Here is a 21,682-nt window from a genome sequence, read left to right as displayed (position 1 = left end):
GAGAGTAAATCAGGGGCTGTGAGGTTTCTCCCCTTGTGCTTGTGACCCGCGTCGCTCAGCCGTCGGAGGGCTGCTCGCCCGGCTCCGGCAGATCCGGTACGAGGGCGCACATGGCCGCGCGCTGGTCGGGGCCCATGGCATCGGCGAGGGCCTGCCGGACGGTCCCGGCGAGCAGGGCGGAGGTCTGGCTCAGCAGCTCGCGCGCCTTGGCGGTGAGGGCGACCTGTACCCCGCGCTTGTCGCCGCAGACGGACGTGCGGGCGACCAGACCGGCCCGCTGCAGGCAGGCGATCTGGTAGGTGAGCCGGGTCTTGGGACGACCGAGGAGGTCGGCGACCTGGGTCATGCGCAGTCCGGTGCGGGGCTGTTCCGCGAGCAGGCAGAGGATCAGGAACTCGTCGTGGGAGACGTCGAGGTTCTCCTTCACCACCGAGCGCAGCCGCTGCTCCACGGCGCCCGTGGCGGCCAGCAGGAGCATCCAGGCGCGCAGCTCCGCGGGCAGCAGGCCGCCTGCTGAGGCGGGACATTCGAGCTGGTCGGCGGGGTGCGCGTCGGAGGCGGACATGGGTCGAGTCTACCTGTTGTCCAATTTTGGACGAGGGTCTCATCCAATTTTGGACCAACAGGTTGTTCAATTTTGGATGACGCGCTAGCGTGGCGCCAGTCATCCAAATTTGAACCAATCAACTCCGGAGTACGACCATGACCGTCGCCGTACAGACAGGCACCTGGCAGCTCGACCCGGCCGCGTCCACCGTGGGAGTGCGGCACAGGACCATGTGGGGGCTCGTCACCGTGAAGGGCTCGTTCGCCGCCGTCACCGGCGCGGGCGAGGTGCACGCCGACGGCTCGGCCACCGGCACCGTCACCCTGGAGGCGGCCTCCCTGGACACCGGGCACGCCAAGCGGGACACCCACCTGCGCTCGGCCGACTTCTTCGACGCCGACCAGCACCCCGAGATCACCTTCGCCGTCCGCGGCGCCGACCGCCTCGACGGCGACGGCGTCCGGGTCACCGGTCAGCTGACCGTGCGCGGCATCAGCAGGCCGGTGACCTTCACCGCGCGCCTGGCCGAGGCCAGCGCCGAGGCGCTCACCCTGGACGCCGAGTTCACCGTGGACCGGGACCAGTTCGGCATGGGCTGGAACCAGCTGGGCATGATGCGCGGGCTCACCAGGGTGACGGCGAAGCTGCGCTTCACGCGGTCGCAGGCGTGAGCGGGCGGGTCAGCCCTTCGGCGTCCCGCCCTTGCCGCTTCCGTCTTTGCCGCTTCTGTCCTTGACGCCCAGCTCGGCCCGGCTCACGTCCTTGGTGGAGAGCGTCTGCGGGGTCGCCGTGAAGGCGCGCAGCCGCAGGTGCGTGTACTTCGTCGTGGGCACCGGGAAACCGTTCTTGGGCGCCCGCAGCTCGACGGTCGCCGTGGTGTGCGCGGGGATCGTGGCCGGGCCGTGCGCCAGGGACCAGTACCGGTTCATGCCCTGGCCCGTGGTGAGCATGTAGTGCGGGGTCAGCGCGTCGTCGCTCGTGTTGGCCACCCGCACCGTCATCGTGGACACCGTGTGCGCCGAGGAGTGCCGGACCGCCGTGATGTCCATCCGCAGCGGCGGCCTGCCCGTCACCGCGAGGGTCGCGCTCACCAGCGCGGGCGTGATCAGCAGGACGACCGCGGCGGCCAGGGCCGGCCGGCGGCGCGGACCGGTCAGCCACCGGGGCCGCGGCTGCCACGCCTTCCTGAACTCCGACAGGGGCACGGTGATCGCCGCCGCCAGCCACAGCGGGGTGTACATCAGGTAGTAGCCGTCCTGGGACCGGGTCGCCAGGTAGAAGGCGCACCAGGGCAGCACGGTCGCGGCCGGGCCCAGCCGCCGTACGAACAGCACGAACAGCGCCAGCAGGGCCGCGGCGAGGAGCATGCTCGCGTGGCTGTACCAGTCCAGCCGGTCGCTGCCGTGGGTGAAGTACAGGGAGACGTCGACCAGGCCCTGGCCGTGCAGCACCGCGCCCTGGGTCAGCGGGAGGGCGATGCCCTCGAACCACGGGCCCGGCTCGCTCACCGCGAAGTAAGCGTTGATCAGCAACCAGGTAAGGACCGCGATCCCCGCGATCCGCAGCACCACCCGCGCGGCCTGCCGCCCGCCGAGCTCACCGCGGCGCACGGCGTAGATCCCCGCCAGCAGGAACGGGGTGACGAACCAGGGAAGCTGCTGTGCCGCGCACGCGGCCCCGATGCACGCGGCCCGCGCGATCCCGGACGCGCCCAGCCGGCCCCCGGCGCCCAACCGCGGCCAGCGCACCACCACCGGCACCAGCAGGACCAGGCCGACGATCGCCGGGTAGCCCTGACGGGCGTACATCGGCAGGAAGCTGAAGCCCAGGCAGACCATCGTGGCCGCCGACCGCCACGGCGTCGGCAGCAGCCGCCACAGCACCACGGTGCCCACGATCAGTACGACCGTCACCGCGAGCGTGGCCGGTGCCCCGGCGTGGCCGAGCCACAGGAAGGGCGCGGTGAGCAGCGGAGTCAGCGGGGGATAGCCGTAGGTGAAGTCGTAACCGCCGGTCGTCGTCGCCGTCAGGGCGACGCCCTTGAGGTGGAAGAGCCACGGCCACGGCTGGTCGTAGACCTGGTGGCCGCCGACGATCTGCTTCGCCGCCTGTGTGGTCAGGACCGCCTCGTCGCCGCCCGCGTGGTTCAGCGCCCAGGCGCACAGGGTGAGCGCGATCGCGGTCACCAGCACCACGGCGTCGAGCCGGGCCAGCGAACGCGCGCGGCGGACCGTCAGCGTGAGCACGCCGGTCACCAGGATCGAGGCGTAGCAGACCGAGATGACCCCCGCGAGGACCAGCTTGTGCGTGGCCGCCTGCGTCCACACCGAGCGCGTGCCGATGAACAGGCTGACGTCGGCGAGCAGCGTCAGCACGCGGTGCCACTGCGCGGGCGGCTCGTGGAGCTCCGCGCGGGCGACCGGTACGGCGGACACCGCCGACTGCGTCCGCCGGCCGGCTGTCACCTGCTGTGTTTCTGCCAAGTGCACGGGACCGGACGCTATCGGGGGCGAATGAGCGACATGTGGCCAGGGGTAAAGAGAACGGTATGAGAGAGGTAAGAAGCGGGCGTATTCGTACATGTGCCCCCAGGTAGCTTCGGGTGCTGTGGGGGCGGACCGGTCGCGCAGTGTGTCGTTGTTGGGCCGAACGGGTGACTTGGCGTAAGAATTGGCTGGTGCAGGCATCGAGTGCGAGTCAGGTCGGGGGGAGCCGGTGAGCCGTTACGACGTCACCGATGAACAGTGGGAGGGGCTCGCCCAGGTCGTGCCGCTGCGGGGCCGGGACGCCTGGCCGTCCGCGGTGAACCACCGCTCGCTGCCGGACGCCGAGACCGAGACGCGGCGCCGGTTCGTCGTCCTGCGCGTCAACGTCTTCGCCGACGCCCGGGAAGTCGCCGAGACCCTGATGGCCGGCGCGCCGGTCCTCCTCGACCTCACCGGCGCGGAGACCGAGGTGGCCAAGCGCGTCCTCGACTTCAGCACCGGCGTCGTCTTCGGCCTGGGCAGCGGGATGCACCGCGTCGACCGCAACGTGTTCCTCCTCACCCCGCCCGGCACCGAGGTCAGCGGGCTGATGGAGGGCGTGGGGGTGTCGGGGGGCTGACCGCTGACTCCGGGGGCTGGGCGGATGCCTCCGGCGACTGAGCGATGGCCTCCGGCGGTCTGCGGGGTACTCGCGGCAGCCGAGATCGCGGTCTGCGGCATCGGCCTGGGTGGTGGGTTCCACGCGGCCTCGCGTGCCCCAGCCGTCGGCTGCGACGGTGATGTGCGGTCGCTGTGCGTGGCGGCGGGCGGTGCGCGTCGGCCGGCAGCGGGGCATGTCCGATGCCCCCGAGCCGGGCCGCCCTTTCGTCCCTGGAACCTCTCGTCCCACGGCGGCCCCCAGCCGTCCGTCCCCGGCGGCAGCCCTCCACCGGAGAAGCGAGCCGATGCCCCGGAAGGCCGCCCACGGCCGAGGAGGGCCGCGCGGGGAAGAGCGAGGCCGCGTGCCAGGTGGCCGTTGTCACTCGTCCGAGTGCCCTCTCGTCGCCTGCAGGGCTGCCGCACCGCCCGATCGTAGGAAGGTCGCGGCAGGAAACGGTTCGGCAGGGAGGGGGAGCCCTACGGTCCGGGCATGGCCGTGCCTTCCGTGTCCGCTGAGCCGTCTGCTGAGCCGCCCACCACCGATGTGTCCGCCGGGGTCGTTCCGGCGCAGTCCCGGCGGGGCCCCGACGTGCGTGCCCGGATCACCGAGTTGCGGCTGTCGGCCTTCGCCGGGCATCGGCGGGCCGGGTTCCCGCTGGGGGCGGTCACCTTGTTCGCCGGGCCCAGCGGAGCGGGGAAGACGACCGCGCTCACGGCGTACGAGGCGCTGGCCCGGCTCGGTGGTGGAGCCTCGCTCTTCGAGGTGTTCCCGGACCCGGTGGCCTGTGTGCCGCAGCGGGCCCGCCCCGACGCCGGAGGGCGCCGCGGCTTCCGGATCGGCTGTACGGCCGACGGCGCCGAGGGACCGGTCCGGCTCGACGTCGCCGTACAGGCCGAACCGGACCTCAGGATCGTGGGCGAGCGGCTGACCGCGGGCGGAGTCGTCCTGCTGGAGACCGCGCTGCGCGACCCCGGCCGCCGTACCGTGCAGGCCGCCTGGCACACCGCGGGCTCTGCCCCGGTGACCCGCGCCCCGCTCCCCGACGACCGCCTCGGCACCGCCCTGCTGCCGCTGCGCGTGGCCGGCAAGACCGACGGGCAGCGCCAGGTGCTCGCCGCGGCCGAGCAGATGGTGGTCGCCCTGCGCTCGGTCTTCCCCTGCGACCCCCGCCCCGAGTACATGCGCGCCCCCGTGCCCACCGGCTCCGGCCGGCTGCTGTCCGGCTGCGACAACCTCGCCGACGTGCTGTGGCGCACCCGCGCGGAGTGCGGCCGTCGGCACGGCCGGCTGGTCGACGCCCTGCGCGCGGGCTGCGCGGGTCCGGTGACCGATCTCGTCGCGGAGCCGCTGCCGGACGGCACGGTACGGGCGCTGCTCGACCGCGGCGACGGCCTGCGCACCGAACTGGCCCGGCTCGGCGACGGCGAACTGCGCTATCTCGCGCTGGCGCTGGTGCTGCTGACCGGTCCCGGCGTCCTGGACGTGGACACCCCGGGCGAGGTGCCGGACGCCCTGTGCACCCTCACTGTCCTCGCCGACGGCTTCGACCGCGGCCTCGACCCCAACCAGCGCCGGGAGCTGCTGCGGACGGCCGTCCGGATGGGCGAGCGCGGACACATCCGCTGCGTGGGCGCGGTCAGTGACGCCTCCTGGGCGGCCGGGACCGAGGGCGTCACAGTGGTACACCTGGACGCGTGACGGAACCTCTCGACCTGGCCCGGCTCCAGCGCAGGCTCGCCGCGTTCGCGGCCGCGCGCCACTGGCAGCCCTACCACACCCCCAAGAACCTCGTCGCCGCGCTCAGCGTGGAGGCCTCCGAACTGGTCGAGATTTTCCAGTGGTTGACGCCGGAGGAGTCCGCACGGGTGATGGACGACCCGGACACCGCGCACCGGGTGACCGACGAGGTCGCCGATGTCCTGGCGTATCTGCTGCAGTTCTGCGACGTCCTCGGTATCGATCCGCTCGCCGCGCTGGCCGCCAAGATCGACCGTAACGAACACCGCTTCCCGGCACCGGGGGCGCAGAGCGCGCCCGAGCGCCCTCACCCGCCGGAGGGATGAACTCCGCTATTACTCTCCGGAGTTGAACCACCTGTCGAATCCGAATTGTTGTCCACAGATTTCCGTCCACCTCTGGCTTTTCGCCTCAAGCACCTTCACTCTGGGTAGTGGACAAGGGAGTTCGAGAGGGCGCGCGAGGAAGCGCGCGGAAGGACGGGGGCGACTCATGGACGCGATACGGCTCATCCTCACGAGCAGGCGTGCGCTGGCGTGCGGCGCCGACGCGGCAGAGATCATGGCGGAGGTGTGGCAGGCGCAGGCCCTGGCCCAGGCGATCGGCAGCCGGCTCGCGGTCTCCGGCCCGCCCGAGCTGCGCGGCGAGGCGCTCGGCCTGACCGAACTGGCGGGCCGGGGCTGCGGTGTCCTGGACCCGCCCGAACTCGATCTGGGCGCTCTGCGCGCCGCCCAGCTCACCGAGCTGGCCGACGCCCGTGAGACCCTCGTCTGCCTCGGGGGGCTGCTCGGCGAGGTCGGCATGGCCCTGGTCGGCCTGGCCAGCTCGGCCGCCGACGAGACGACGTACTGGCAGTGCATGGAGGCCATCGACGCGGCCGACGAGTCCCGCGACCGTGTCCTGGAGATGCTGCGCAAGCTGGCGGTGCGGGAGGAGACGTTACGGGAGGACGACGGCCCGAACAGCGACCAGCCCAGCCCGAACGGCAACCAGAGCAGCCCGTCCGGCGTGTGAGGGGAGCGCGCAGACCGGCCTCAGGCCAGGTCGGCCTCCTCGGCCGTGCCCCGGCAGGCCTGCAGATCCGCCAGCTCCGACAGATCCGCGTTCAACGCCGCCATCAGCTCTTCCATCTGCTCCAGCAACCCCTTCGGCCGACCGGTGGAGCCCACCGCGGAGCCAGGTTCTTCGGACATGTCGGCCTCCTCGGCACCGGCGCCGGACGGTCCGGCTCCGACCACCCAACGATCACCGGCGGGGCCGGTCACCGGCCCGCCTCGCGTCGACGCACCCGGCGAGATGATTTTCACCCGACCGGGGACGGCCGTGCCGGGCGGTACCCACGAGGTTGACGTGGTGGGCGGCGTGCAGGATGGATGTATGGACCTTCGAATCTTCACCGAGCCCCAGCAGGGGGCCACCTACGACACCTTGCTCACCGTGGCGAAGGCCACCGAGGACCTGGGCTTCGACGCCTTCTTCCGCTCCGACCACTACCTGCGCATGGGCAGCGGCGACGGCCTGCCCGGCCCCACGGACGCCTGGATCACGCTCGCCGGACTGGCCCGCGAGACCAGGCGCATCCGCCTCGGCACCCTGATGACGGCCGGCACCTTCCGGCTGCCCGGCGTGCTCGCCATCCAGGTCGCCCAGGTCGACCAGATGTCCGGCGGCCGGGTGGAACTCGGCCTCGGCGCGGGCTGGTTCGAGGAGGAGCACCGGGCGTACGGCATCCCGTTCCCCAAGGAGAAGTTCGCGCGGCTGGAGGAGCAGCTCGCGATCGTCACCGGGTTGTGGGCGACCGAGGCCGGCAAGACCTTCGACTTCCACGGCACGTACTACGACCTGACCGACTCGCCCGCGCTGCCCAAGCCGGCCCAGGGGAAGGTCCCGGTGCTCGTCGGCGGGCACGGAGCGACCCGTACGCCGCGGCTCGCAGCACGGTACGCCGACGAGTTCAACATCCCCTTCGCCGGCCTCGAGGACACCGCGCGGCAGTTCGGGCGGGTGCGGGCCGCCGCCGAGGAGGCCGGCCGCGGCGCGGACGCGCTGACCTACTCCAACGCGCTCGTGGCCTGCGTCGGCCGGGACGACCAGGAAGTCGCCCGCCGCGCCGCCGCGATCGGCCGCGAGGTCGACGAGCTGAAGGCCAACGGCCTGGCCGGCTCGCCGGCCGAGGTCGTCGACAAGATCGGCCGGTACGCCGAGATCGGCTCCCAGCGCATCTATCTGCAGATCCTCGACCTCCACGACCTGGACCACCTGGAGCTGATCTCCTCCCAGGTGCAGTCCCAGCTGTCGTGACGCCGTCGAGTGACACGGCGCAGGCCGGTGCCGCCGCCGTTCCCCTGAGTGGAGGCGCGCCGGATGCCGGACGAGACGGCCGCGCTGATCTGTGAGCGCACCCCCGGCTTCGCCACCTGGCAGGACGGGGGCCGGCTCCACATGAGTCTGCCCAGGGGCGGGGGCCGCCGCCGTGCGCCGTGGCGGCGGCCCCGTGCCCGGCTCAGCCGCTCTGCGCGAATCCGTAGTCGAGGATCTTCGCCGCGTCCTGGAAACGCTGGTCCGGCGAGGTGTCGGCGAGGATCGTGCCCACGACCGTCCGGCCGCCCCGGGTCGCCGCGAACACCAGGCAGGCCCCCGCCTCCGGCCCGGAGCCGGTCTTCACGCCGATCGCGCCCCGGTAGGTGTCGAGCAGCTTGTTGGTGTTCGTCCACGGGTCCATCGCGTGCGTGCCACCGCCGGGCCGGTAGGACTGCATGTCCTTGTACACCTTGGTCCCGACGACCTTCTTGAACGTCGCGTTCTTCAGCGCGACCCCGGCGAGCTTCGCCAGGTCGCGCGGCGAGGCGTAGTTGTTGCCGTTGGACACCCCGTCGAAGGAGTCGAAGTGGGTGTTGGTCAGGCCCAGTTCGCGCGCCTCGCCGTTCATCTTGGCGATGAACGACGTAGTCCGCGCCGCCGTCGTCGACCCCGTGCCATAGGTGTCCGCGAGCGCGTAGGCCGCGTCGCAGCCCGAGGGCAGCAGCAGCCCGTACAGCAGGTCGCTCACCTTCATCGAGTCGCCGAGGATCAGGTGGGCGCTCGAATAGCGCAGGTTCCCCGGGTTGGCGGGGTCGATGACGTAGTCGGTGTACTCCTTCTTGATCTTCACCTTCCTGCCGAGGTCGAGGTGCGGCTGCGACAGCACCACCAGCGCCGTCATGATCTTCGTCGTGGACCCGGTCCGCAGCCGTCCGTCCGGAGCCTTGCCGAACAGCGTCTTTCCGGTGGCCGGGTTCAGCGCGAACGCGCCCTGGGCCTGTACCTGCGGTGCCGTGGCGGCCTCGGCGGGCGCGGCCGCGAGGACCCCCGTACCGAGGACCGTACCCGCCAGTGCCGCGACGACGGCTCTCCTGCCGACGCGGACGTGGTGGCCGTGAGACATGGTTCCCCCTGCAGTCAGTGGTCGGTTGACGTTCGAGTCAGTGGTCAATGGTCAGTTGACGGTTGATCACTATGCCGTAACTGTGTACGTCCTGTGTCGGAAGTGTGGGCTCCGCCACAGCGTGATCGTCCCGGTCCTGGTGGGATCGCCGGATGCTCGGTTTCCTCCTGCGCCTGCTGCCCTTCTGGGTCCGCGAGCCCTTGTACGTCGTGATCGGCTCCGTTTTCGGCGTCCGCCTCATGTATCTCGCGGTCCGCGACCACGACTGGGTGCCGGCCGGCATCGGTGCGGTGTTCCTCGTGTTCACCGCCATACGGATCCACACGATGGTCCGGGTGCTGCGCGCACGCCGGGACCCGGACACCCCGGCTCCCGCGCCGGCGGTCGGCACGGCAGCCGCCGCGGCCCCCCAGGTCCAGGCCCCGGCCCCGGTCACCGCGGAGAAGGAGCCCAACGCGTGGGGCCAGGCCGTCGCGGCCGTGGCCGTGTTCGGGGCGATCGGGGCCGTGCTGTGGCTGGGCCCGCACCTGCTGCCGTCCGACGACGCCACGCAGCGGGCCGCCTCGTGTCCGGGCCCGGGACACGAGGAACTGCCGCAGGTGTACAGGAAGACCTCCCGGCCCGTGACCGGTGACCAGCTGTGCAAGGCACTCAACCGGCCCGATCTCGCCCGGCTCCTGGGAACCCCGGGGGAGACCGCGACCACGGCTTCCGGCAACAGCGACACCGCTGCCCTGACCGATGGGAAGGTCGCCGAGCCGGAGGCCGAGATCGGGTTCGACACGTACACCGTGAACCTGTCCGCCACCTACAACCACCTGTCCGTCGCCCAGTACGTGAAGCTGAAGCAGATCGGGAACGAGCCGAACGTCGAGACGCGTACGGTGCTCGGCCGGCCGGCGGTCTTCTCCTCGGACCACACCATGAAGCTGGAGTTCAGGCTCGGCAGCGGCGGAAGCAGCGGCGGACCCGTCGAGGAAGGTCCCATGGCCCGGACGCTGACCGTGGCCCTCGACGGCAAGGACCGGGGCGGCTACTACGACCTCACGGTGTGGAGCCAGACCGGGGCCCTCCCCGACGACAGCGCCCTGGTCGACATCGCCGAGAAGGTCCTTCCGACGATCCCCGAGCGGGGCGCGCGGTGAGAAAACCGGTGGTCGGCGGGCCCTGATCCCGGAACACTCGGACGTGTGTTCCTGACGATCTCCACGCGCGGCGACGCCGCCCACCCGGCCACCGACCTCGGATACCTGCTGCACAAGCATCCCGACAACGCGCAGAGGTTCTCCACGTCCTACGGCACGGCGCACGTCTTCTACCCCGAGGCGGACGATCTGCGCTGCACGGCCGCGCTGCTGCTGGAGACCGACACCCTCGCGCTGGTCCGCCGGGCCAAGGGCAAGGGCCGCGGCGGAGCCCCCGACGCGGCGCTCGCGCAGTACGTCAACGACCGCCCCTACGCGGCCTCCTCGCTGCTCGCGGTCGCACTGAGCGGCGTCTTCTCCAGCGCGATGAAGGGCACCTGCCACGCCCGGCCCGAACTGCCGGGCCGGGCGAGGCCGTTGCGCATCGAGGTGCCCGCGCTGCCCGCCCGTGGCGGACCGGAGCTCGTACGGCGTCTCTTCCGGCCGCTGGGCTGGACGGTCACCGCCGAACCGGTCGCCCTGGACGCGGAGTTCCCCGAGTGGGGCGACTCGCGGTACGTCCGTCTCGTGCTGGAGTCCGAGGCACTGACCCTCGCCGAGGCCCTGCGCCACCTCTACGTCCTGCTGCCGGTCCTCGACGACGCCAAGCACTACTGGGTCTCCGCCGACGAGGTCGACAAGCTGCTGCGGGCCGGCGAGGGCTGGCTGCCCGAGCACCCGGAGCAGAAGCTGATCACCAGCCGTTACCTCTCCCGGCGCTGGTCGCTGACCCGGCAGGCGATGGAGCGGCTGGAGCTGGTGCGGCTCGCGGAGGCCGACGACAGCGAGGTGGAGGAGATCGACAACGCCGTCGAGGAGGAGACCGAGACGGAGGAGAAGCCGGCCCCGCTCGCCGTTCAGCGCAGGGAGGCGATCCTCGCCGCCCTGCGCGACTGCGGCGCGGCCCGCGTCCTCGACCTCGGGTGCGGCCAGGGCGAGCTGGTGCGGGAGCTGCTGAAGGACGTGCGGTTCACCGAGATCGTCGGCCTCGACGTGTCCGTGCGGGCGCTCACCATCGCCTCCCGGCGGCTGAAGCTGGACCGCATGGGAGAGCGGCAGGCGTCCCGCGTCCAGCTGGTGCAGGGCTCGCTCGCCTACACCGACAACCGGCTCAAGGGGTACGACGCCGCCGTGCTCAGCGAGGTGATCGAGCACCTGGACCTGCCCCGGCTGCCCGCCCTGGAGTACGCCGTGTTCGGGCACGCCCGCCCGCGCACGGTCCTCGTGACCACCCCGAACGTCGAGTACAACGTCCGCTGGGAGACCCTGCCCGCCGGACACGCCCGGCACGGCGACCACCGCTTCGAGTGGACCCGGACCGAGTTCCGCACCTGGGCGCGGGCGGTGGCCGAACGGCACGGCTACGACGTGGAGTTCGCGCCCGTCGGACCGGACGACCCCGAGGTCGGCCCGCCCACCCAGATGGCAGTGTTCGTGATCAGGACCGAGAAGGAGAAGGAGGCGAAGGCAGCATGACCGAGAACCGAGGTGGACGGGTCCTCCCCGTCACCGACCTCTCCCTCGTCGTCCTCGTCGGCGCCTCCGGCTCCGGCAAGTCCACCTTCGCCCGCCGGCATTTCAAGCCGACCGAGGTGATCTCCTCGGACTTCTGCCGCGGTCTGGTCTCCGACGACGAGAACGACCAGAGCGCGACCCGGGACGCCTTCGACGTCATGCACTTCATCGCCGGCAAGCGGCTGGCCGCCGGCCGCCGCACCGTCGTGGACGCCACCAGCGTGCAGCAGGACGCCCGGCGTCAGCTGCTCGAACTGGCCCGGATGCACGACGTGCTGCCCATCGCCATCGTGCTCGACATGCCGGAGGAGGTGTGCGCCGAGCGCAACGCCGCCCGTACCGACCGGGCCGACATGCCGCGCCGGGTCATCCAGCGCCACATCCGCGAACTGCGCCGCTCGCTGCGCCACCTGGAGCGCGAGGGCTTCCGCAAGGTGCACGTCCTGCGTGGTGTCGAGGAGGCGGAGAACGCCACCGTGGTCACCGAGAAGCGCTTCAACGACCTCACCCACCTCACCGGCCCCTTCGACATCATCGGCGACGTCCACGGCTGCTCCGCCGAACTGGAGTCGCTACTGGCCGAGTTGGGATACGCGGACGGCGTCCACCCCGAGGGCCGTACCGCCGTATTCGTCGGCGACCTGGTCGACCGCGGCCCGGACAGCCCGGGCGTGCTGCGCCGGGTGATGGCGATGGTGAAGTCGGGCAACGCCCTGTGCGTGCCCGGCAACCACGAGAACAAGTACGGCCGCTACCTGGCGGGCCGCAAGGTCCAGCACACCCACGGGCTCGCCGAGACCATCGCGCAGATGGAGGGCGAGAGCGAGGAGTTCAGGGCCGAGGTCCGGCAGTTCCTGGCGGGCCTGGTCAGCCACTACGTCCTGGACGGCGGCAAGCTGGTCGTCTGCCACGCCGGCCTGCCCGAGAAGTACCACGGCCGCACCTCCGGCCGGGTCCGCTCGCACGCCCTGTACGGCGACACCACCGGCGAGACCGACGAGTTCGGGCTGCCGGTGCGCTACCCGTGGGCGGAGGACTACCGGGGCCGTGCGGTGGTGGTCTACGGCCACACACCCGTGCCCGAGGCGACCTGGCTCAACAACACCATCTGCCTGGACACCGGCGCGGTCTTCGGCGGCAAGCTGACCGCGCTGCGCTGGCCCGAGCGCGAGCTGGTCGACGTACCGGCCGAGCGGGTCTGGTACGAGCCGGCGAAGCCGCTGCGCTCCGAGGCGCCCGGCGGACACGACGGCCGGCCGCTGGACCTGGCGGACGTCCACGGCCGCAGGGCCGTGGAGACCCGGCACGCCGGACTGGTGGCGGTCCGCGAGGAGAACGCGGCGGCGGCCCTGGAGGTCATGAGCCGCTTCGCGACCGACCCGCGGCTGCTGCCGTACCTCCCGCCGACCATGGCGCCGACGGCGACCTCGCAGGTGGACGGCTACCTGGAGCACCCGCAGGAGGCCTTCGCACAGTACGCGGCGCAGGGGGTCGAGCGCGTCGTGTGCGAGGAGAAGCACATGGGCTCGCGCGCCGTGGCCCTGGTGTGCCGGGACGCGGAGGCGGCGCGCAAGCGCTTCGGGGTGGACGGCCCGACCGGGTCCCTCTACACCCGGACCGGGCGGCCGTTCTTCGACGACGAGCAGGTGACCGAGGAGATCCTCGGCCGGCTGCGCTCGGCCGTCGACAGCGCGGGGCTGTGGGACGAACTGGCCACCGACTGGCTGCTGTTGGACGCCGAGCTGATGCCGTGGTCGCTGAAGGCCTCGGGGCTGCTGCGCAGCCAGTACGCGGCCGTCGGTGCCGCGTCCGGCGCGGTGTTCCCGGGCGCGCTGGCCGCCCTGGAGGCCGCCGCCGCACGGGGCGCGGACGTGACCTGCCTGCTGGACCGGCAGCGCGGCCGCGCCGCCGACGCGGCCGCGTTCACCGCCGCCTACCGGCGCTACTGCTGGACCACGGACGGCCTGGACGGCGTACGCCTGGCGCCCTTCCAGCTGCTGGCCGTCCAGGGCCGCAGCCTCGCCGCGCTGCCGCACGACGAGCAACTGGCCCTGATCGACCGGCTGGTGGAGCACGACGGCACCGGACTGCTGCAGACCACCCGGCGGCTGTACCTCGACACCGGCGAGGCGGAGTCGGTGCGCGCGGGCGTCGACTGGTGGCTGGAGATGACCGGCCGGGGCGGCGAGGGCATGGTCGTCAAGCCGCTCGGCGCGCTGGTCCGGGGCCGCGACGGCCGGCTGGTGCAGCCCGGCGTCAAGTGCCGGGGCCGGGAGTACCTGCGGATCATCTACGGCCCCGAGTACACCCGCCCGGACAACCTGGCGAAGCTCCGGCAGCGCTTCCTGAACCACAAGCGGTCCCTCGCCCTGCGCGAGTACGCCCTCGGCCTGGAGGCCCTGGACCGGCTCGCGGACGGGGAGCCGCTGTGGCGGGTGCACGAGGCGGTGTTCGGGGTGCTGGCCCTGGAGTCGGAGCCGGTCGACCCCCGGCTGTGAGCCGCCGCGGTCTAACCGACCAGCCGCAGCCGCTGTCCGCACACCCCCACCCGGACCGTCTGCCCCCAGGTGAGCTGGAGCGCGTCCGTCTCGATGCCGTCGCCGAAGGCGATGAGGCGGTCGGACTCCGCGGTGAGCGTCAGCGCCGCCGAGGCCCCGAGCTCGCCCGCCACCAGGCTGGTACCGGTGGCCGGCGACGGCCAGGCCTCGCGGACGAACCACACCAGCCGGTCCTCGGTGGGGGAGGGCAGCGGGAGCCCGCCGCCCCGCTCCTGCCACACCGAGCGGAGCCAGCCGGTCGCGCCGGTGCCGGTCCCCACGAGCACCCCGGAGGAGGCCTGGGCCTCGACGACACCCCCGTCGTCCTCGAGGCCCAGGCGGTACCGGGCGGTCTGATGACCGGGGGTGCCCAGGTAGATCTCGTTGAGTGCCAGCAGCCGCTGGGTGTCGTCGGCGACGGCCTCCACCATGGTGAGTTCGTCCACCGCGGTGTCCCCGGCCGCCAGCAGCCTCGCCGCGTCGGCCGGGCGGTGCCGTACCAGCACGCCCGGATTGCGGTCCGGGTCGGTGTCGATGCCGATGACCGGCTGGCCGCGGAGGTACTTGGCGGCATTCGCCACCAGTCCGTCCTGGCCGATGACCACCACCACGTCCTCGGGCGCGAACAGGAACCGGTCCAGATCGCCCCGCTCCACCCGCGCCTGCCGCCAGGCCGGCGGCACCGCCGCGGCCACCTCGGCCAGCGCGCGCCGGGCGCGCCGGTGGCGTGCGGCCACCTCCTCGATGTCCCGGCCCCGGGAGGCGAGGAAGAACGCGGCCTGGCCGTGCGTGCCGTGCCGGGCGATCAGTTCCTCGTACTCCGTGGTGCGGTGCACCAGGACGGCGCGCGGGGCGAGGCTCATCCGGTGGCCTCCGGGGTGCGGGTCATGCGGATCCTCCCGGAGCGATCCTGGCGAGCAGGGCGGTCAGCACGTCCGGTGAGACCGTCACGCTGTCGATGCGGGGCAGGTTCTCCGCCAGCCGGGTGGCGGTGAGGGCCCGCAGGGTCGTCGCCCCGTCGACGCCCGCCTCGGAGTGCACCCGCAGCCAGGCCGCCTGGGCCTCGGCCCGGGCCGCCCCCAGCTCCCGCGCGCCCTCGGCCTCCGCACGGGCGACCCGTGCCGACCGCGCCGCCTCGGCGTCGGCCAGCAGCGTGGTGCGCGCTGCCTCGGCCTCGGCGAGCTGCCGGGATCCGGCCGCCTCGGCTTCCGTGAGCCGGAGCTGCCGCGTGGCCTCCGCCTCGGCGAGCTTCACCGACCGCGTGGCCTCCGCCTCGGCGAGCCGCACGGAGCGGGCCGCCTCCGCCTCGGCCCGTACCGCGTCCGCGGCCGCCTGTTCCTCGGCCTCGCGCCGGGCGTTGGTGCCGCGCTGCTCCACCAACTGCTCCTCGCGGCGGGCGAGTTCGATGCGGCTGGCCAGTTCGTTCTCGGCGATGGTCCGCTCCCGCTCGACCGCGACGGCCCGCCGCTCGTAGGTCGCCCGGTCGGCCTCCTGCTGGATCTGTTCCCGTGCCGGGGTACGCAGGGCCCGCTCCACCTCCGGTTCCGGCCGCAGCGCCATCACCCGTACGGCGACCACCTCGATCCCGGTCGCCGGCAGCCGGGGCTCGGCGCCCAGGCCGGCCGCGACCCGCTCGCGCACCGCCGCGACGCCGTCGACCAGCGCCGCCGACAGCGGCGTACGGGCGAGCACGTCCAGCGCGTGCTGCTGGGCCGTCTCGGTCAGGAGTGTGCCGAGCTGTTCCAGCGGGGTGCCGCGCCAGGCGCCGGTGTCCGGGTCGATGGAGAAGTCCAGGCGGGCGGCGGCCAGGGCCGGGTCGGCGATGCGGTAGGTCACCGTCGCCTGCACGGACACGTCCTGGAAGTCGGAGGTCCGGGCGTGGAAGGTCATCGCCAGCTCGCGGTCGTCGACCGGTACCTCGGACAGGGCCGCGGTGAGCGGCCGGAACCAGAAGCTGAGCCCGGGACCGTCGTGCACCAGCTTGCCCGAGCGGTGGTGCCGGATGTGCGCGGTCGGTGCCCCGCGCAGATGGCGCCGGCCCAGGCGCCGGGTGATGTCGGCCATGGATCCCCCTCGTCGCCGACCCGTTTTTCGTCATGGAGACGATAAGCGGAGGAGTCGCTTCTCGTCAAGGGGACGAAAACAGGAAGGGACGGAAACGGTCGACAAGCGCGTGAAGGCGGGCGCGGACGGCCAGGATGGAGGCATGACCTACCATGTCGCCTCCGAGGCCGGGCGGCTGCGCCGCGTGATCCTGCACCGGCCCGATCTGGAGCTCAAAAGGCTCACCCCCAGCAACAAGGACGCCCTGCTCTTCGACGACGTGCTGTGGGTGCGCCGGGCGCGCGCCGAGCACGACGGGTTCGCCGACGTCCTGCGGGACCGCGGGGTCGCCGTCCACCTCTTCGGCGACCTGCTCGCCGAGACCCTGGAGGTTCCCGAGGCCCGCACCCTCGTCCTGGACCGGGTCTTCCACGAGAAGGAGTACGGCCCCCTCGCCACCGATCATCTGCGCGCCGCCTTCGAGTCCCTGCCGGCGCGCGAGCTGGCCGAGGCGCTCGTGGGCGGCATGACCAAGCGGGAGTTCCTCCAGGCGCACGCGGAGCCGACCTCCGTCCGCTTCCATGTGATGGACCTCGACGACTTCCTCCTCGCCCCCCTCCCCAACCACCTCTTCACCCGCGACACCTCCGCCTGGGTCTACGACGGGGTCGCGATCAACGCCATGCGGCTGCCCGCGCGGCAGCGGGAGACCGTGCACTTCGAGGCCATCTACCGCCACCACCCGCTGTTCCGCGACGAGCTGTTCCACGTCTGGTCCCAGGGGCAGGCCGACCATCCCTCCACCATCGAGGGCGGCGACGTCCTGGTGATCGGCAATGGCGCCGTGCTGGTCGGCATGAGCGAGCGCACCACCCCGCAGGCCGTGGAGATGCTGGCGTACAAGCTGTTCGCGGCCGGCTCGGCGCGCACCATCGTCGCGCTCGACATGCCCAAGCGGCGGGCGTTCATGCACCTCGACACCGTGATGACCATGGTCGACGGCGACACCTTCACCCAGTACGCGGGGCTCGGCATGCTGCGCTCGTACACCATCGAGCCGGGCGTCACCGAGAAGGAGCTGAAGGTCACCGACCATCCGCCGGAGCACATGCACCGGGCGGTCGCCGCCGCCCTCGGCCTCGGCGAGATCCGGGTGCTGACGGCCACCCAGGACGTGCACGCCGCCGAGCGTGAGCAGTGGGACGACGGCTGCAACGTGCTCGCCGTCGAGCCGGGGGTCGTCGTCGCCTACGAGCGCAACTCGACCACCAACACGCACCTGCGCAAGCAGGGCATCGAGGTGATCGAGATCCCGGGCAGCGAACTGGGCCGGGGCCGGGGCGGACCGCGGTGCATGAGCTGTCCCGTAGAGCGAGACGCTGTATAGAAATGTGTGAGGTCGTATAGACTTCCAATAGTCCCTCGTTCTCGCACCACTGGAGCGCCCCCATGGCGACAGTCCCGACCGCCCTCATCGGCCGCCACTTCCTCAAGGAGCTCGACTTCACGGAGGAGGAGTTCCGCGGCCTGGTCGAGCTGGCGGCCGAGCTGAAGGCGGCCAAGAAGGCGGGGACCGAGACGCAGTACCTGCGCGGCCGGAACATCGCGCTGGTCTTCGAGAAGACCTCGACGCGCACCCGCTGCGCGTTCGAGGTCGCCGCCGCCGACCAGGGGGCCCACACCACCTATCTGGATCCGTCCGGCTCGCAGATCGGCCACAAGGAGTCCGTGCGGGACACCGCGCGGGTGCTGGGCCGGATGTTCGACGGCATCGAGTACCGCGGGGACAGCCAGGCCAAGGTCGAGGAGCTGGCGGCGTACGCCGGCGTGCCCGTGTACAACGGGCTCACCGACGACTGGCACCCCACCCAGATGCTCGCCGACGTGCTCACCATGACCGAGCACAGCGACAAGCCGCTCAGCGAGCTCGCCCTCGCCTACCTCGGCGACGCCCGCTTCAACATGGGCAACTCCTACCTGGTCACCGGCGCCCTGCTCGGCATGGACGTGCGGATCGTCGCCCCCCGGGCCTACTGGCCCGCCGAGGACGTCGTCACCCACGCCCGCAAGCTCGCCGAGGCGAGCGGCGCCCGGATCACCCTCACCGAGGACGCCCCGGAGGGCGTGTCGGGGGCGGACTTCGTCGCCACCGACGTGTGGGTCTCCATGGGCGAGCCGAAGGAGGTGTGGGCGGAGCGCATCGCCGCGCTGTCGCCGTACGCCGTGACCATGGACGTCCTGCGCGCCACCGGCAACCCGGACGTGAAGTTCCTGCACTGTCTGCCGGCCTTCCACGACCTCGGCACCAAGGTCGGGCGTGAGATCCACGAGACGTACGGCCTGACCTCCCTGGAGGTCACGGACGAGGTCTTCGAGTCCGCCCACTCGGTCGTCTTCGACGAGGCCGAGAACCGGCTGCACACCATCAAGGCGGTGCTGGTCGCCACACTCGCCCGCTGACCCTGGTCCACCGTCCCGACCAGCCCCTATCCTGACCGACGGCCCTGAACCACCCCTTCCGGGCCGTCGCCGCGACCGTGACCCGGTCGCCCGCACCACCAGAAACGAGCACCACCCGCAATGCCCGCTCCCCGCATCAAGTCCCCGCACCTGCTGGTCGCCGAATCCGGCGCCGACCGTGAGGGACACGGCCTCGAGCGCACGATGGGCCTCTTCCAGCTCATCTGCTTCGGCGTCGGCGCCATCGTCGGAACCGGTATCTTCGTCGGCCTCTCCGACTCCGTCGCCCAGGCCGGCCCGGCCGTCGTCGTCTCCTTCATCCTCGCCGCGATCACCTGCGTGTTCACCGCCTTCTCCTTCGCGGAGCTGGGCGGCGCGATCCCGGTCTCCGGCTCCTCGTACTCCTTCGCCTACGCCGGCCTCGGCGAGTCCACCGCCTTCCTGGTCGGCTGGTGCCTGCTGCTGGAGTACGGCATCTCCATCTCGGCCGTCGCCGTCGGCTGGAGCCAGTACGTCAACGAGCTGCTGCACAGCCTCACCGGCGTCCAGCTCCCGGCCGCCCTGTCCGCCGGGCCCGGCGACGGCGGGGTGATCAACCTCCCCGCCGTGATCGTCATCGCGATGGCCTCGGTCCTGCTGGTGCGCGGGGTGCGGGAGAGCGCCCGGGCGACGGCCGCCATGGCCGCCGTCAAGCTCGTCATCCTGCTGGCCTTCTGCGCCATCGGCTACAGCGCCTTCAAGCACGGCAACCTCACCCCGTTCTCCCCCGCAGGCCTCGGCGGCATCGGCGCGGGCACCACGGCCGCGTTCTTCTCCTACATCGGCTTCGACGCCATCACCACCGCTGGTGAAGAGGCCAAGAACCCGCGCCGGGACATCCCGGTCGCGATCATGGTCTGCATGGGCATCGTGACCCTGCTGTACTGCGCCGTCGCGGTCGCCGCGATCGGCGCCATCGGCGGCAAGCAGGTCGCCGGCCGCCCCGCCGCGCTGTCGTACGTCGTCAACGCGGTCACCGGCTCGACCGTCGGCGGCGGTGTGATCGCCTTCGGCGCGGTCGTCGCCATCGCCTCGGTGGTCCTCGCGGTGATGTACGGCCAGACCCGCATCCTCATGTCGATGTCCCGCGACGGCCTGATCCCGCGCGTCTTCGAGAAGGTGAACCCGAAGACCTCCACGCCGGTCGCGGGCACCCTGATCGTCGCCGTCGTCTTCGCGCTCCCGGCGGCCTTCGCCTCGCTCGACGCCGTGATGAACCTGTGCACCATCGGCACGCTCGCCATCATGGCCGTCGTCAACATCGCGGTGATCGCCCTGCGCCGCCGCGAACCGGGCCTCGTCCGCAGCTTCCGGGTGCCGCTGTACCCGGTGGGCCCGCTGCTCGGCGTCGCCTTCTGCCTGTACCTCATGTACGAGACGGGCTGGCAGACCTGGGTCCAGTTCGCCGTGTTCCTCGTGGTCGGCCTGGCGATCTACGCCGCCTACGGCCGCCGGCACTCCACGCTGGCCCAGGCGGCCCCCGAGGTCACGCCGAGCGCCGCCGCTGAGCGGGAACCGCAGGCAGTCTGAACCACACCGCCTTGCCCGACGGGGTGGGGCGGTGCCCGCAGGACGAGCTGAGGGCGCGGATCAGGAGCAGCCCGCGGCCGCCCTCCTGCCAGACGTCGGGCTCCTCGATCACCGGCCGGGTCAGATGGCCGGGCGGCGCCGGGTCCGGGTCGTGCACCTCGACCTGGCAGCCGCTCGGCAACAGCTCCACCACCAGCTCTATCGGGCCGCGCCCGGCGGTGTGCTCCACCGCGTTCGCCACCAGCTCCGCCGTGAGCAGTTCCGCGGTGTCGCAGTCGGCAGGGTGCTCCACCTCGGCGAGGGCCGTGCGCACCAGGGCACGGGCCACGGGCACCGCGGCGGCGGTGTGCGGCAGCGCGATGCGCCAGGAGGCCGGTTCGGTGGGGCGTTCGTGCAAGGCGAGTCCGTTCATGGAGCAGGCTGTCCTGCTTTCGACTGTAGGAATGGTACGGGCCCGGCCACTTCGGACCGTCGGCGGGCTTCGCCCGGGACCTTCGGCCCCGGTACCGGGCGGCTTACCCGGGCGAACGGCCCGCCTCGCCCGCCCGTGCCCACTGTTACGGCCCTGTCGACGACCGGTGACGGACGTGACCGGAACCGGCCGATCGCCCGCGGTCTGTCGCGCAGTCGTGACGACAGTCACAAAGCAGTGATAACTTCATGGGACAGCGCAACGTACGGCACCGCCGCCCTAGGAGGCCGCACGTCATGAGTCCCTTCACCGGCTCCGCCGCCCGCACCTCCGACTGGGAGCACCTGCGGGTCCAGCTCGCCGACGGGGTCGCCACCGTCACCCTCGCCCGTCCCGACAAGCTCAACGCGCTCACCTTCGGCGCCTACGCCGACCTGCGCGACCTGCTGGCCGAGCTGTCCCGGGAGCGCGCCGTGCGCGCCTTGGTGCTGGCCGGGGAGGGGCGGGGCTTCTGCTCCGGCGGCGACGTCGAGGAGATCATCGGCGCCACCCTCGGCATGGACACCGCCCAACTGCTCGACTTCAACCGGATGACCGGCCAGGTGGTCCGGGCGATCCGCGAATGCCCCTTCCCGGTGATCGCCGCGGTGCACGGCGTGGCGGCCGGCGCCGGCGCGGTCCTGGCCCTGGCGTCCGACTTCCGCGTCGCGGACCCCACCGCCCGCTTCGCCTTCCTCTTCACCCGCGTCGGCCTGTCCGGCGGCGACATGGGCGCGGCCTACCTGCTGCCCCGCGTCGTCGGCCTCGGCCACGCCACCCGCCTGCTGATGCTGGGCGAACCGGTCCGCGCCCCCGAGGCCGAGCGCATCGGCCTGCTCAGCGAGCTGACCGACGAGGGCAGGGCCGACGAGGCCGCTCACGCACTGGCCCGCCGCCTGGCCGACGGCCCGGCCCTGGCGCACGCCCAGACCAAGGCCCTGCTCACAGCCGAACTGGACATGCCCCTGGCCGCCTCGATCGAGCTGGACGCCTCGACCCAGGCCCTGCTGATGAACGGCGAGGACTACGCCGAGTTCCATGCGGCCTTCACGGAGAAGCGCCCACCGAAGTGGCGGGGGAGGTGAGCTG

At 72.2% G+C, this 21,682-nt stretch carries 20 protein-coding genes; 13 read left to right on the top strand and 7 right to left on the bottom strand.

The window, feature by feature from the left end; all coding sequences use genetic code 11:
• Positions 1 to 55 precede the first annotated feature (55 nt).
• Positions 56 to 565, bottom strand: a complete 510-nt coding sequence (locus FB563_RS04315; protein WP_055706350.1) for a MarR family winged helix-turn-helix transcriptional regulator — start codon at positions 563 to 565, stop codon at positions 56 to 58.
• A gap of 137 nt (positions 566 to 702) precedes the next feature.
• Here FB563_RS04315 and FB563_RS04310 point away from each other — a divergent pair, with 137 nt between their 5' ends.
• Positions 703 to 1,218, top strand: a complete 516-nt coding sequence (locus tag FB563_RS04310; RefSeq protein WP_055706351.1) for a YceI family protein — start codon at positions 703 to 705, stop codon at positions 1,216 to 1,218.
• Between the two features lie 9 nt (positions 1,219 to 1,227).
• Here FB563_RS04310 and FB563_RS04305 read toward each other — a convergent pair whose 3' ends face one another.
• Entirely contained in the window at positions 1,228 to 3,036 is a 1,809-nt protein-coding gene (locus FB563_RS04305; RefSeq protein ID WP_411573184.1) for a hypothetical protein, read from the bottom strand.
• A gap of 226 nt (positions 3,037 to 3,262) precedes the next feature.
• On the opposite strand from FB563_RS04305, the gene FB563_RS04300 reads away from it, so the two are divergent.
• The 4 genes from FB563_RS04300 to FB563_RS04285 all read left to right on the top strand — a co-directional run bounded on the left by FB563_RS04300 (position 3,263) and on the right by FB563_RS04285 (position 6,424).
• The gene (locus FB563_RS04300; protein ID WP_055706353.1) at positions 3,263 to 3,652 is read left to right on the top strand and encodes a cell division protein SepF; all 390 of its coding nucleotides are present in this window, start codon (positions 3,263 to 3,265) and stop codon (positions 3,650 to 3,652) included.
• 510 nt (positions 3,653 to 4,162) lie between these two features.
• Positions 4,163 to 5,371, top strand: coding sequence for an AAA family ATPase (locus tag FB563_RS04295; protein WP_142218480.1), 1,209 nt, complete (start codon positions 4,163 to 4,165; stop codon positions 5,369 to 5,371).
• A complete protein-coding gene (locus FB563_RS04290; protein WP_055705112.1) occupies positions 5,368 to 5,736 on the top strand; it encodes a nucleotide pyrophosphohydrolase in 369 nt (122 codons plus the stop codon). The genes FB563_RS04295 and FB563_RS04290 overlap by 4 nt, the downstream gene beginning before the upstream one ends.
• Before the next feature lie 166 nt (positions 5,737 to 5,902).
• The gene (locus tag FB563_RS04285) at positions 5,903 to 6,424 is read left to right on the top strand and encodes a DUF6099 family protein (protein ID WP_055705113.1); all 522 of its coding nucleotides are present in this window, start codon (positions 5,903 to 5,905) and stop codon (positions 6,422 to 6,424) included.
• 20 nt (positions 6,425 to 6,444) lie between these two features.
• Here the strand turns inward: FB563_RS04285 and FB563_RS42755 are convergent, their stop codons facing one another.
• Entirely contained in the window at positions 6,445 to 6,603 is a 159-nt protein-coding gene (locus FB563_RS42755; RefSeq protein WP_167528464.1) for a hypothetical protein, read from the bottom strand.
• Between the two features lie 184 nt (positions 6,604 to 6,787).
• On the opposite strand from FB563_RS42755, the gene FB563_RS04280 reads away from it, so the two are divergent.
• A complete protein-coding gene (locus tag FB563_RS04280; RefSeq protein ID WP_055705115.1) occupies positions 6,788 to 7,711 on the top strand; it encodes an LLM class F420-dependent oxidoreductase in 924 nt (307 codons plus the stop codon).
• Between the two features lie 202 nt (positions 7,712 to 7,913).
• Here FB563_RS04280 and FB563_RS04275 read toward each other — a convergent pair whose 3' ends face one another.
• Positions 7,914 to 8,834, bottom strand: a complete 921-nt coding sequence (locus tag FB563_RS04275; protein ID WP_055705116.1) for a D-alanyl-D-alanine carboxypeptidase family protein — start codon at positions 8,832 to 8,834, stop codon at positions 7,914 to 7,916.
• A 152-nt stretch (positions 8,835 to 8,986) separates the two neighbouring features.
• Between FB563_RS04275 and FB563_RS04270 the strand changes: the two genes are divergently transcribed.
• Genes FB563_RS04270 through FB563_RS04260 form a run of 3 tightly spaced genes read left to right on the top strand, consistent with a single transcriptional unit; the run spans position 8,987 to position 14,031 of the window.
• Positions 8,987 to 9,979 carry a DUF6215 domain-containing protein gene (locus tag FB563_RS04270; RefSeq protein ID WP_055705117.1) on the top strand — a complete coding sequence of 331 codons (993 nt, stop codon included), beginning with the start codon at positions 8,987 to 8,989 and terminating at the stop codon, positions 9,977 to 9,979.
• A 45-nt stretch (positions 9,980 to 10,024) separates the two neighbouring features.
• A complete protein-coding gene (locus tag FB563_RS04265; protein ID WP_055705118.1) occupies positions 10,025 to 11,494 on the top strand; it encodes a 3' terminal RNA ribose 2'-O-methyltransferase Hen1 in 1,470 nt (489 codons plus the stop codon).
• Positions 11,491 to 14,031 (top strand): polynucleotide kinase-phosphatase, encoded by a 2,541-nt coding sequence (locus FB563_RS04260; RefSeq protein WP_055705119.1) that lies wholly within the window; start codon positions 11,491 to 11,493, stop codon positions 14,029 to 14,031. Before FB563_RS04265 ends, FB563_RS04260 begins: the two co-directional genes overlap by 4 nt.
• A gap of 11 nt (positions 14,032 to 14,042) precedes the next feature.
• On the opposite strand, the gene FB563_RS04255 is transcribed toward FB563_RS04260, so the two are convergent.
• Positions 14,043 to 14,933: an NAD(+)/NADH kinase gene (locus FB563_RS04255; protein ID WP_055705120.1), complete on the bottom strand. Its 891-nt coding sequence runs from the start codon at positions 14,931 to 14,933 to the stop codon at positions 14,043 to 14,045.
• A 22-nt stretch (positions 14,934 to 14,955) separates the two neighbouring features.
• Positions 14,956 to 16,134, bottom strand: a complete 1,179-nt coding sequence (locus FB563_RS04250) for an SPFH domain-containing protein (RefSeq protein WP_055705121.1) — start codon at positions 16,132 to 16,134, stop codon at positions 14,956 to 14,958.
• A gap of 142 nt (positions 16,135 to 16,276) precedes the next feature.
• Between FB563_RS04250 and FB563_RS04245 the strand changes: the two genes are divergently transcribed.
• From FB563_RS04245 to FB563_RS04235, 3 genes are all read left to right on the top strand, one after another.
• Positions 16,277 to 17,500: an arginine deiminase gene (locus FB563_RS04245; protein ID WP_055705122.1), complete on the top strand. Its 1,224-nt coding sequence runs from the start codon at positions 16,277 to 16,279 to the stop codon at positions 17,498 to 17,500.
• A 62-nt stretch (positions 17,501 to 17,562) separates the two neighbouring features.
• Entirely contained in the window at positions 17,563 to 18,573 is a 1,011-nt protein-coding gene (gene argF / locus FB563_RS04240) for an ornithine carbamoyltransferase (RefSeq protein WP_055705123.1), read from the top strand.
• Between the two features lie 120 nt (positions 18,574 to 18,693).
• Positions 18,694 to 20,142: an amino acid permease gene (locus tag FB563_RS04235; RefSeq protein WP_055705124.1), complete on the top strand. Its 1,449-nt coding sequence runs from the start codon at positions 18,694 to 18,696 to the stop codon at positions 20,140 to 20,142.
• Here FB563_RS04235 and FB563_RS04230 read toward each other — a convergent pair.
• Entirely contained in the window at positions 20,099 to 20,554 is a 456-nt protein-coding gene (locus tag FB563_RS04230) for an ATP-binding protein (RefSeq protein WP_055705125.1), read from the bottom strand. The two genes, FB563_RS04235 and FB563_RS04230, sit on opposite strands and share 44 nt — an antisense overlap.
• A 296-nt stretch (positions 20,555 to 20,850) precedes the next feature.
• Here FB563_RS04230 and FB563_RS04225 point away from each other — a divergent pair, with 296 nt between their 5' ends.
• The gene (locus FB563_RS04225) at positions 20,851 to 21,678 is read left to right on the top strand and encodes an enoyl-CoA hydratase family protein (RefSeq protein ID WP_055705126.1); all 828 of its coding nucleotides are present in this window, start codon (positions 20,851 to 20,853) and stop codon (positions 21,676 to 21,678) included.
• The last annotated feature ends 4 nt before the right edge of the window (positions 21,679 to 21,682 follow it).

The organism is Streptomyces puniciscabiei, from assembly GCF_006715785.1.
In the GTDB taxonomy this organism is placed as follows: Bacteria; Actinomycetota; Actinomycetes; order Streptomycetales; family Streptomycetaceae; genus Streptomyces; species Streptomyces puniciscabiei.
The sequence above is the reverse complement of the archived record's forward strand: the minus strand, read 5'-3'. Positions and strand labels throughout refer to the sequence as shown.

Bases quoted from the DNA above. Each gene is read 5' to 3' on its own strand.
- FB563_RS04250 (WP_055705121.1), bottom strand. From the start codon at position 16,134: ATGGCCGACATCACCCGGCGCCTGGGCCGGCGCCATCTGCGCGGGGCA.
- FB563_RS04270 (WP_055705117.1), top strand. From the start codon at position 8,987: ATGCTCGGTTTCCTCCTGCGCCTGCTGCCCTTCTGGGTCCGCGAGCCC.
- FB563_RS04285 (WP_055705113.1), top strand. From the start codon at position 5,903: ATGGACGCGATACGGCTCATCCTCACGAGCAGGCGTGCGCTGGCGTGC.
- FB563_RS04315 (WP_055706350.1), bottom strand. From the start codon at position 565: ATGTCCGCCTCCGACGCGCACCCCGCCGACCAGCTCGAATGTCCCGCC.
- FB563_RS04275 (WP_055705116.1), bottom strand. From the start codon at position 8,834: ATGTCTCACGGCCACCACGTCCGCGTCGGCAGGAGAGCCGTCGTCGCG.
- FB563_RS04310 (WP_055706351.1), top strand. From the start codon at position 703: ATGACCGTCGCCGTACAGACAGGCACCTGGCAGCTCGACCCGGCCGCG.
- FB563_RS04260 (WP_055705119.1), top strand. From the start codon at position 11,491: ATGACCGAGAACCGAGGTGGACGGGTCCTCCCCGTCACCGACCTCTCC.
- FB563_RS04235 (WP_055705124.1), top strand. From the start codon at position 18,694: ATGCCCGCTCCCCGCATCAAGTCCCCGCACCTGCTGGTCGCCGAATCC.
- FB563_RS04225 (WP_055705126.1), top strand. From the start codon at position 20,851: ATGAGTCCCTTCACCGGCTCCGCCGCCCGCACCTCCGACTGGGAGCAC.
- FB563_RS04295 (WP_142218480.1), top strand. From the start codon at position 4,163: ATGGCCGTGCCTTCCGTGTCCGCTGAGCCGTCTGCTGAGCCGCCCACC.
- argF (WP_055705123.1), top strand. From the start codon at position 17,563: ATGGCGACAGTCCCGACCGCCCTCATCGGCCGCCACTTCCTCAAGGAG.
- FB563_RS04245 (WP_055705122.1), top strand. From the start codon at position 16,277: ATGACCTACCATGTCGCCTCCGAGGCCGGGCGGCTGCGCCGCGTGATC.
- FB563_RS04280 (WP_055705115.1), top strand. From the start codon at position 6,788: ATGGACCTTCGAATCTTCACCGAGCCCCAGCAGGGGGCCACCTACGAC.
- FB563_RS42755 (WP_167528464.1), bottom strand. From the start codon at position 6,603: ATGTCCGAAGAACCTGGCTCCGCGGTGGGCTCCACCGGTCGGCCGAAG.
- FB563_RS04255 (WP_055705120.1), bottom strand. From the start codon at position 14,933: ATGAGCCTCGCCCCGCGCGCCGTCCTGGTGCACCGCACCACGGAGTAC.
- FB563_RS04230 (WP_055705125.1), bottom strand. From the start codon at position 20,554: ATGAACGGACTCGCCTTGCACGAACGCCCCACCGAACCGGCCTCCTGG.